Here is an 8,745-nt window from a genome sequence, read left to right as displayed (position 1 = left end):
TCACACCCTCGATTCGCCATGCCCGACACCCTGACCCGCCAAAATGCCGTTTTCCAACGACTGGGACGACTTCCTGATTCTGTTCCGCGAAGTGCGCGCCAACGACATCCTGCTGGCGGTGCTGAGCCGCAAAGGCGGCGCCTCCTATCATAAGTGCATGACTGCCGTCCCGGAACTACCTGACCCGCTACGCGCCGTCGAACAGCCACATCCTGATCTACCCGCTCCAGCCGTGCGATCCGCGGCACAACGATTTGAACAACGCCTCGCTGCTGATCTCGTGACCCACCGCCGAACAGCCGCCTCACACCCTCGATTCGCCATGCCCGACACCCTGACCCGCCAAAATGCCGTTTTCCGCCGACTGCTTTTTCTGGGCGTATTGATCGCCCTCGGCATCATTATTTTCCACCAGCTAAGCTTCTTCGTGGGAGCCTTTCTGGGAGCCGTCACGCTTTACGCCGTTCTGCGTCAGCCCCTTTTCCGCCTGACCGAAGAGCGTCGCTGGCGACCGTGGATCGCTTCCGCCACGCTGGTAACCGTGACCTGCATTTTGCTGTTGAGCGTCGGTTACCTGATTTTCGAAGTGATCGCGACGGAAATTCCCGACCTGAAAACGGCCCGCATCTTAGCCGGCATCAACCAATTGATCGAACAGATCAACGACCGAATCGGCTACCGAGTTATCTCCGGCCGGTGGCTCGCCGAGTCCGAAGTCTTCATCAAGCGCTTCGCCTCGATGCTGATCAATACGACCTACAGCTTCACGGCCAATATCCTGATGACGGTCGTGATTCTCTACTTCATGCTGAGCGCCGGTCGTCGGATGGAGGCGGCCCTGGTTCGCTACCTGCCTTTCAGCGGTCAGGGTCAGTTGTTGTTGCGGCGCGAAGCGAAAAACATGATTTTCAGCAATGCTATCGGCATTCCGGTCATCCTGTTGGCCCAGATGGCGACCGCCGGTCTGCTTTATTGGGCCACCGGTATCCCCAGCGCCCTATTTTGGGCCTTTCTGACCGCCGTGTGCGGACTGGTTCCGATGGTGGGAACAGCCTTGGTGACAGTTCCTCTGGGCATCTATCTGCTCGCCACGGGAGCCGTCTGGCCCGGCATTTTCCTGTTGGCCGGAGCTGTGCTCATCGTGGCCAATGTCGACAATGTCTGTCGGATTTTCCTGATGAAACGGGCGGCCGATACGCATCCTTTGATCGTAGTGTTCGGAGTCATCGTGGGGATTCCGTTGTTCGGCTTCTGGGGGATTATTTTCGGGCCGCTGCTGATCTCCGGTTTCCTGCTGTTGATTCGAATCTATTATATCGAATACCGATTGATTCCCCGGAATTCCTCCGACGATCCGGAAATCCCGTTGGATACCCCGGCCCAATAATCTCCTTCTCTGTCGTTATGCTTCGTAATCGACACTGTTCATTTGAGTGAATGGCAGTCTTGTCGGAGTGTCCGAAAGCCCCGCCCCGGGCTGCCGCGAAAGAGCCGATGGGGATATGTACAGCAATGGATTTAGCGGTTATAGTTGGGCTTCGGGCGCGAACAACAGCATTTCCGGCTTCGATTTACTGTTTGATTCGAAACGTCTCTACAACAACAGTGCGAATTATCGCGGCTACGGTCTTCAGCTGCGTTGCCTCTCGGAATAAACGCGCCCACAGGGCGTTTTACTGCCAGCCTCTACCCCTATCTTGAATCCGAAGCAGCCTAATTGTTTAGGGTAGAAGCATTTAGGATAGAGGCGGCCATTGGGAAAGAGGCTACCCGGTTCACGTGCCGAGCGACGCGCCCCGGGCTACCGAAGCAACAGTACGGGCACACTAATGGCATTGGCGAAGGCGGTTACAGTTACTCATCATCCGTGAATGGCTCCAAAGGCATGTATTTGGGATGGGATGCAACATGGCTCCTTCCCAACAATGCGAACAGCCGTGGCCACGGTCTTCAGTTGCGTTGCCTCTCAGAATAAACGCCGCGGGCCCGCGGGGGGCAAGGGGCGGGAGTTACTCTAATTAGGTGCCTCTACCCTATTTCAATTTGACTTTGCGGTCGGACGCCCGAGGTACTGTCATGGGGTAGAGACTGGCAGTAAAAGACGCTGTGCGTCCCTCCCGAGGGGAGGCGTCCAGCCCGCGCGGTTCTTCGAACCGCAAGAGCACGGCCCAACTTGTTGGATTCGTTCTCGTCCTATTTGCAGAAGTTCGCCGCCAGCGGTGAGTGCAACGAGCTCCGTCGAGTTGCAGCCCGCCGCATGGGGTGGCGGCGAACTGCGCGGCTCAATGAGCCGCAGAAACTCGGCTTAATTCACCGCCCCAATTCTGTCGGGTCCGGGCTACGCGCTCTTTGCTATGAGATTCGTCCTTGAGCGCCCCTCTCGTGCCGCTAAAGCGTCGCTCTCGCCGAGGACGGCGATTCCCTTCGGAATCGCGCTACTCGCTCTCAGTTCAAGCGGACGAAGCCTGCGGGGCCCACAGCAACGTCAGTTGCGGGCCTCCGCGGTCAGAGGCTTCGGCCCGCATGACTCTGCGAGTCGCAAAAGCATAGCCCAACCCACGGCCCAAAGCACTGCCTAACGGCAAACCCCATACTCGGCCCAGCGCGGCGGGAAAACCGCCTACGGTTTTCCCGCCCAAAGAACAAGCACAGCACAGAGCTCATCCCAGTTCTCCGCCCCGTGTCGGCCTCACTGCGGCTCCGCTGGCGCTCCGCCGCTTTTCCGCGCGCCGTTTTTTGTTCGCGCGCTGGCGGAAATCTTATTCAAACGCGCATCACGCGTTCGAATGATTTCCTACTCCAGCGGTCGCGCGCGGTCGAGCTTTGTTACGCCTAAAACTGCTCTGCGCGGGCGGCGTCCGGGTGACCCCGGCGGGACAGAGCGATACTGCGTATCGCTTAATCAGCTCAACCCAATTCTTTATTCGCGCGCCTGCGCGATTCATTCTATTTCGGCTTACTGCCGAAATAGAATGAATCGCTCCTTTAGGCGTGGCGCGCGGTCGAGCTTTGACCCGCCTGAAACTACCCTGCGCAGGCGGCGGACGGCTAATAAGGCAAAGACAACCCTAACAAAACGACCGATGGGCGCCCCGACAGGACGGAGCGATACTGCGTATCGCTAATTTATTTGTTTCGCCCCGTTCTTCGTTCGCGCGCTGGCCGCGAAGCAGCCCCCCAAAAAAAATCCCCCCTCTCCACCACCAACAAACAAAAAACGCCTTGGAATCCATAAAAAGATTCCAAGGCGTTTCATGCGGTGCGGACGAGACTCGAACTCGCGACCCCCTGCGTGACAGGCAGGTATTCTAACCAGCTGAACTACCGCACCCAATCGCAATCCCTACCCCGAGATTGCGGTGCAAAGATAAACACATTTTCTAAAACTGCAAACAACTTTCCGGATTTTATTCCTCACGACGGAAAAACGAAAACTGCACACTCCCGTAACTCCTTCGTTCCCAAAAGTTCGGATAGTCCGAAAAATCTTTCTGCGCCGAATGCTCCAACACAAAAATCCCCCCCTCCCGCACGAATCCACCTCCGAAAACCAACTCCGGCAACTGTTCGACCCCCGGCATATCGTACGGCGGATCGGCAAAAACCACATCGAAACGCTCCGTCCCCGCCATACTCTTCAAGTAGACGAAAACATTGGTTTTAATGCTCTGGATCTGCCCGAAACCGAGCTCCTGAGCCGTCGCCGCAATGAACCGCTGGTGGATCGGATTCATCTCCACCGACACCACCCGTTCCGCCCCCCGCGAAGCAAACTCATAACTGATCGACCCCGTTCCCGAAAAGAGATCCAGCACCTCGACCTCCTCCAGATCGTAGAGATTCTGCAACACATTGAAGAGATTCTCCTTAGCGAAATCCGTCGTCGGCCGCGCCCGGAAATTGCGCGGCGGCACGATCTGCCGTCGTTTGCGAACGCCCCCTACAATACGCATAACTCCCTAACCCGTTGATGATTATAGAATTTCACCTCCCGAGCATCCACCTCGCCGAAATAGCGACCGAAAAACTCCTGCAACCGCCCGACCCCCTCACCCGTCAAAACGATCCGATAGGTCGTAAAGCCGTCGTTTTTGAGCAGTTTCTGGACATAATAGAGCAGCTCCTCCGGCGTATCGACCCGCATCGTCTCAGCCGCATACAACCCCCGATGCGCCACCGTCACATGCGCCACCTCGCCGTCCAACACCACCTGCACGCAATCGTTCGGCGTCGCCTCCAGCTCCAGCAGGAGCGGATGGTAGAACAAGGCCGCCGGATACAACTGCAACAAGACCGCCGCAATCCCCGAATCGACCTGCCAGACCGCCGCCGCCTGCGACGAGATCAGGTTGTTCGACAACGTCGTCATGCCCGGCACGTACATATTGGCCGCCGTCAGGTACTGTTCCGCCCGTTCCGGTTCGAAGAGCGCCTGCGGCACCAGCAGGACATTGTCCGTCGCGCACCCCACGAAGACCCTCCCGAGCGGCGGTGTCGTCGCGGTGAGCATCGGTTCCTGAGCCAGAATCGAGGCCATATCGGTCTCCCGATAAGCCGCCGCCCGCACAATCGCATCGCGCGCATCCACCCCTCTCCCCTCAGCCGCCCGTCCGACATCGAAGACCACAAAAGAAAATCCATTCAGACCGACCTGAATGGATAATTCTCTGTGTCTCAAGTTATGCCGCGCTACGTCCCGCATGGAATAATAAAAAATTTGAGCTGAAGGGCGACTTGTAAAAAGCCGCCCGAATAAGAAGGACAACCGCCTTCGCAAACAGCATCTACTCCCAGTTCCCCGCCTCGTTGGTGGTAGCGGTCAGCGACCCCACCTTCAAACCGTCGGCGCGGCTCAGCGTATTGACCTGATAATCCCGGAAGTTGATCAACTCCTGTTCATCCAAGTCGCCCAGGAAAGTCGGATACTTGGCGAAGACTTCCACCACCGGCACCACCACCTTGGATTCGGTTTCGATCGACGCCGTGTCCATCGCAAACTGCTGCAACCGGCCTGTCGCCTCGATCGAGAACGGGATGTAACGCAGGTTATTGAAATCCCCGCCCAGCGTGTAGAACCGCACGGTATCCTTCACCGCCACCTGAAACTTCTCGCGCCGCACCTGCCCCAAAGCCACCGCCAGCGAGTCGTCTTCCGATCCGGTCGCCCGTTCGAGCACCAGCGAGTCGTTTTCGACAAAAGCGATCAGCGAGTCGAAACTCGGAGTAAACTTCATGTATTTCGCCCGATAAGCCCGCTGCGCCTCGCGCACATCCTTCAAGCGTTCCACCACCTGCGCTTCGCGCTCCTTGCGAATGCGTTCGAACTCCAGCGGCGTGTTGAACAACGAATAGAGCCACCACACCAGTGCCGCGATCGCTGCCAGCAAAAGGACCTGAAGTAGAATTTTTTTCATCTTATGATTTTAGTTTTTAAGTTTGTTTGCGGTTAGCAGCAAAATCCGACCGCGCGAAACACCCGAAATTCCATGTCTCTGAGCCGTCATATTGCGTCCCAAATATACAGTAATTTTGCATTCGAACCAACAGCCGAGCAAAAAAAGTTGATCGACACGCTGGGCGACTACCTCGCCTCGGGCGACGAAAGCGCCGTTTTTCTGATCAACGGATACGCCGGAACAGGGAAAACGACCGTCATCGGCGCCCTGGTCCGCACCCTGCACCGGCTGGAACTTCCGTGCGTACTGATGGCCCCTACGGGGCGGGCGGCGAAGGTCATGGGGCGATATGCCGGCGCCGACGCGCACACGATCCACAAGACCATCTACCGCGAACGGACGGCCGGCGGAGCCGACGGTTCGAAATTCGACCTGAACTTCAACAAATCGAACGACACCCTGTACATCGTGGACGAAGCCTCGATGCTGACCGGCCGTCCGGCCTCCGGCGGCGGAGAGGCGACCCTTTTCGGCTCCGGCGACCTGATCGACGACATGTTCGACTACATCCGACAGGGGCGGAACAACAAAGTGATCCTGGTGGGCGACCAGGCCCAGCTGCCTCCGGTCGGCTACGCCGTTTCGCCGGCCCTGAGCCCGGAGTATATGGCGCGGTACGGCACCGTCTGGAGCCACACCCTCTCCGAAGTGGTGCGCCAGCAGAGCGACTCGGGGATTCTGCACAACGCCACCCTGATCCGCCGCCTGATCGAGTCCGGCACCGCCGACATCCCGCAGCTCGACCTCCGTTTTCCGGACCTCGTGCGCATCGACAGCCGCGAACTGATCGACGAGATCGACACCTGCTACGGCCGCTACGGCCAGTCGGAAACGGCCGTCATCTCGCGCTCCAACAAGCGGGCCAACCACTACAACCAGGGGATTCGGCAAACGATACTGGACTACGAAGAGGAGATCGGCTCGGGCGACATGGTGATGGTGGTCAAAAACAACTACCACTACGTAGAGCTCGACCCGGAGGCACGGATGGACTTCATTGCCAACGGCGACATCGCGCGCGTGCACCGAATTTATCGGACGCGGGAGAAGTACGGCTTCCACTTCGCCTATGCCGAGCTGGAGTTCCCCGACTACGACGACTACCGGCTGGAGTGCTGGCTGCTGTTGGACGTGCTGCACAGCCCCGCCCCGTCGCTGAGCCGCGAGCAACAGTCCCGCCTCTTTCTGGCCGTCGAAAAGGAGTATGCCGACATCACCCAGAAAGGGAAACGGTACAAGGCGGTGATGGCAGACGAATTTTACTGCGCCCTTCAGGTGAAATTCGCCTATGCGATCACCTGCCACAAGGCGCAGGGAGGACAGTGGTCGGCGATTTTTCTGGACATCGTCCTGTTCGGCGAGGAACCCATGACGCTGGAGTTGTTGCGTTGGCTCTACACGGCAGTGACGCGGGCGACCGAACGGCTCTATCTGGTCAACTACGACGACCGGTTCTTCTTAGAAAACGAATAGAGCGGCCCGCAAAACCTGCGGCCGCTCTATTCGATATAGTTAACTCACAAAAACTACTTGCTGAGTTTCTTTTCCTTGATCCGGGCTTTCTTACCGGTCAGGTTACGCAGATAGAAAATTCTTGCCCTGCGCACCACCCCGACTTTGTTGAGTTCGATTTTGCTGATCGTCGGCGAGTAAACCGGGAAGATACGTTCCACCCCGATCCCGTCCGAGATTTTACGGATTGTAAAGGTTTCGGTCGCCCCCGCCCCTCTCCGCTGGAGCACCACACCGCGGAAATTCTGCAACCGCTCCTTGTTACCTTCGCGGATTTTGATCGTTACGGTGATAGTGTCGCCCGCCTTGAAATTGGGGACTTCGGCCGTCTCCTGTTTGAAAGCCTCCTGGGCCACTGCAATCAGATTGTTCTTCATCGTTGAACTGAATCTAAAAGGTTAAAGTGCGGAATGTTACGGTTCCGTAGGGTGGTCGTCCTCCCCGCAGAGGGGAAAAACAAACGGAGTCACTGCCCCGTTATCCGAACGCCGCCCGCCGTCAGAGATTCCTGCACGAAATTCGGCGCAAAAGTAGCGATAAAAACCCAACCGACCAAATCTTCCTCTCGATTTTTCATTCCGGGCGACAACAACAGACCGGTCGTCGGCGCCTCCCCCGAGAGCCCCCTTCCGAAATTTCGCCCCGCCTGCGTTTTGTTCCGACAATATTTGGTAATTTTAGCCCCGTACAAAAGCATCACTACAGCATGTCCGAATCCGCAAGACCCCTCATCTTCGTCACCAACGACGACGGCGTACAGGCCGCCGGCATCGCCGCCCTCATTCGGCTGGCCACCGAATTCGGCGACGTCGTGGCCGTAGCGCCGAACGAGAGTTACTCCGGGATGTCCCATTCGATCACCATGCAGCGTCCGCTGTTCGTGAGCGCCGTGAGCAGCGAGCCGGGACTGGAGGTCTACTCCTGCACCGGCACGCCCGTGGACTGCGTGAAGATCGGTTTCGACGAGATTTTGGGCGACCGGCGTCCCGACCTCGTTCTGTCGGGCATCAACCACGGTTCGAACGCCAACGTCAGCGTCATCTACTCCGGCACGATGGGGGCCGCCACCGAAGCCGCCCTGTACGGCATTCCGTCGATCGGCTTCTCGCTCACCGACCACTCGCCGGCCGCCGATTTTACGGCAGCCGTGCACTATGCCCGCGAGATTCTCGCCCGGACACTGGCCCTGCCGGCGGAACGTCTGGCCGGCCTGTGCCTCAATGTCAACGTGCCCGACATCCCGTTCTCCGACATCCAAGGCATCCGCGTCTGTCGCCAAACGCGCGGCAACTGGCGCGAAGAGTTCGTCCACCGCACCGATCCGCAGAATCGGGACTATTATTGGATGTCAGGCCGGTTCTACAACTTCGAAACCGAGGCGGAAGATACGGACGAGTGGGCCTTGCGACACGGATATGTGGCGGTTGTGCCGGTCCAGATGGACCTGACGGACTACGCCCGGCTCGACACCCTGCGCGACTACCTGAGCCGCCCCGGGCTACCGCGAGAAATCTGACGGCGGACTGAATCGGGCAGGCAGCGAAGGCTCCGTGTGGTCGGCATCGCACAGCAGCGCCAGCAGCACCAACAGCATGATCCTACGTTTCATGACCAGTGCGATCCAGGCCGATTTCCCCAGCTATCGCATCAGCGGTTTTCCGTTGCGTTGCCTCTCGGAATAAACGGGGCTGACACGGCTAATTGGGAGTGCGGCACGCACCGCCCGTCCACGGGACGTGGGGCCCGCACGGCCGACGCGTTCGCGTCATGGCGCGCG

The 8,745-nt window shown here is 58.3% G+C and carries 8 protein-coding genes and 1 tRNA gene; 4 read left to right on the top strand and 5 right to left on the bottom strand.

The genetic code is table 11. From position 1 onward, the window contains the following. Positions 1-43: 43 nt before the first annotated feature. Positions 44-1,387 (top strand): AI-2E family transporter, encoded by a 1,344-nt coding sequence (locus Q9S52_RS09105; RefSeq protein WP_304708885.1) that lies wholly within the window; start codon positions 44-46, stop codon positions 1,385-1,387. 115 nt (positions 1,388-1,502) lie between these two features. Continuing rightward, on the top strand, positions 1,503-1,655 hold the full coding sequence (locus tag Q9S52_RS09100; protein ID WP_297831951.1) for a hypothetical protein: 153 nt from the start codon (positions 1,503-1,505) through the stop codon (positions 1,653-1,655). A gap of 1,602 nt (positions 1,656-3,257) precedes the next feature. Here Q9S52_RS09100 and Q9S52_RS09095 read toward each other — a convergent pair. The 4 genes from Q9S52_RS09095 to Q9S52_RS09080 all read right to left on the bottom strand — a co-directional run bounded on the left by Q9S52_RS09095 (position 3,258) and on the right by Q9S52_RS09080 (position 5,414). Continuing rightward, a tRNA-Asp gene (locus Q9S52_RS09095) sits at positions 3,258-3,331 on the bottom strand. A 76-nt stretch (positions 3,332-3,407) separates the two neighbouring features. Beyond that, positions 3,408-3,953, bottom strand: a complete 546-nt coding sequence (locus tag Q9S52_RS09090) for an RsmD family RNA methyltransferase (RefSeq protein ID WP_304708884.1) — start codon at positions 3,951-3,953, stop codon at positions 3,408-3,410. Continuing rightward, positions 3,941-4,678 (bottom strand): DUF3822 family protein, encoded by a 738-nt coding sequence (locus Q9S52_RS09085; protein ID WP_297626943.1) that lies wholly within the window; start codon positions 4,676-4,678, stop codon positions 3,941-3,943. Before Q9S52_RS09085 ends, Q9S52_RS09090 begins: the two co-directional genes overlap by 13 nt. A gap of 106 nt (positions 4,679-4,784) precedes the next feature. Next, positions 4,785-5,414, bottom strand: a complete 630-nt coding sequence (locus tag Q9S52_RS09080) for a hypothetical protein (RefSeq protein WP_300400748.1) — start codon at positions 5,412-5,414, stop codon at positions 4,785-4,787. A 72-nt stretch (positions 5,415-5,486) separates the two neighbouring features. Between Q9S52_RS09080 and Q9S52_RS09075 the strand changes: the two genes are divergently transcribed. Further along, on the top strand, positions 5,487-6,929 hold the full coding sequence (locus Q9S52_RS09075) for an ATP-dependent RecD-like DNA helicase (protein ID WP_304708883.1): 1,443 nt from the start codon (positions 5,487-5,489) through the stop codon (positions 6,927-6,929). Between the two features lie 53 nt (positions 6,930-6,982). Here Q9S52_RS09075 and rplS read toward each other — a convergent pair whose 3' ends face one another. Next, a complete protein-coding gene (rplS, locus tag Q9S52_RS09070) occupies positions 6,983-7,345 on the bottom strand; it encodes a 50S ribosomal protein L19 (RefSeq protein ID WP_294594305.1) in 363 nt (120 codons plus the stop codon). Positions 7,346-7,674: 329 nt separating this feature from the next. Between rplS and surE the strand changes: the two genes are divergently transcribed. Beyond that, complete coding sequence (surE, locus tag Q9S52_RS09065) at positions 7,675-8,484, top strand: 5'/3'-nucleotidase SurE (RefSeq protein ID WP_304708882.1); 810 nt, start codon at positions 7,675-7,677, stop codon at positions 8,482-8,484. Positions 8,485-8,745 lie beyond the last annotated feature (261 nt).

The sequence above is a fragment of the uncultured Rikenella sp. genome (assembly GCF_948810725.1).
Classification (GTDB): domain Bacteria; phylum Bacteroidota; class Bacteroidia; order Bacteroidales; family Rikenellaceae; genus Rikenella.
This window is presented reverse-complemented; position numbering and strand designations above follow the sequence as displayed.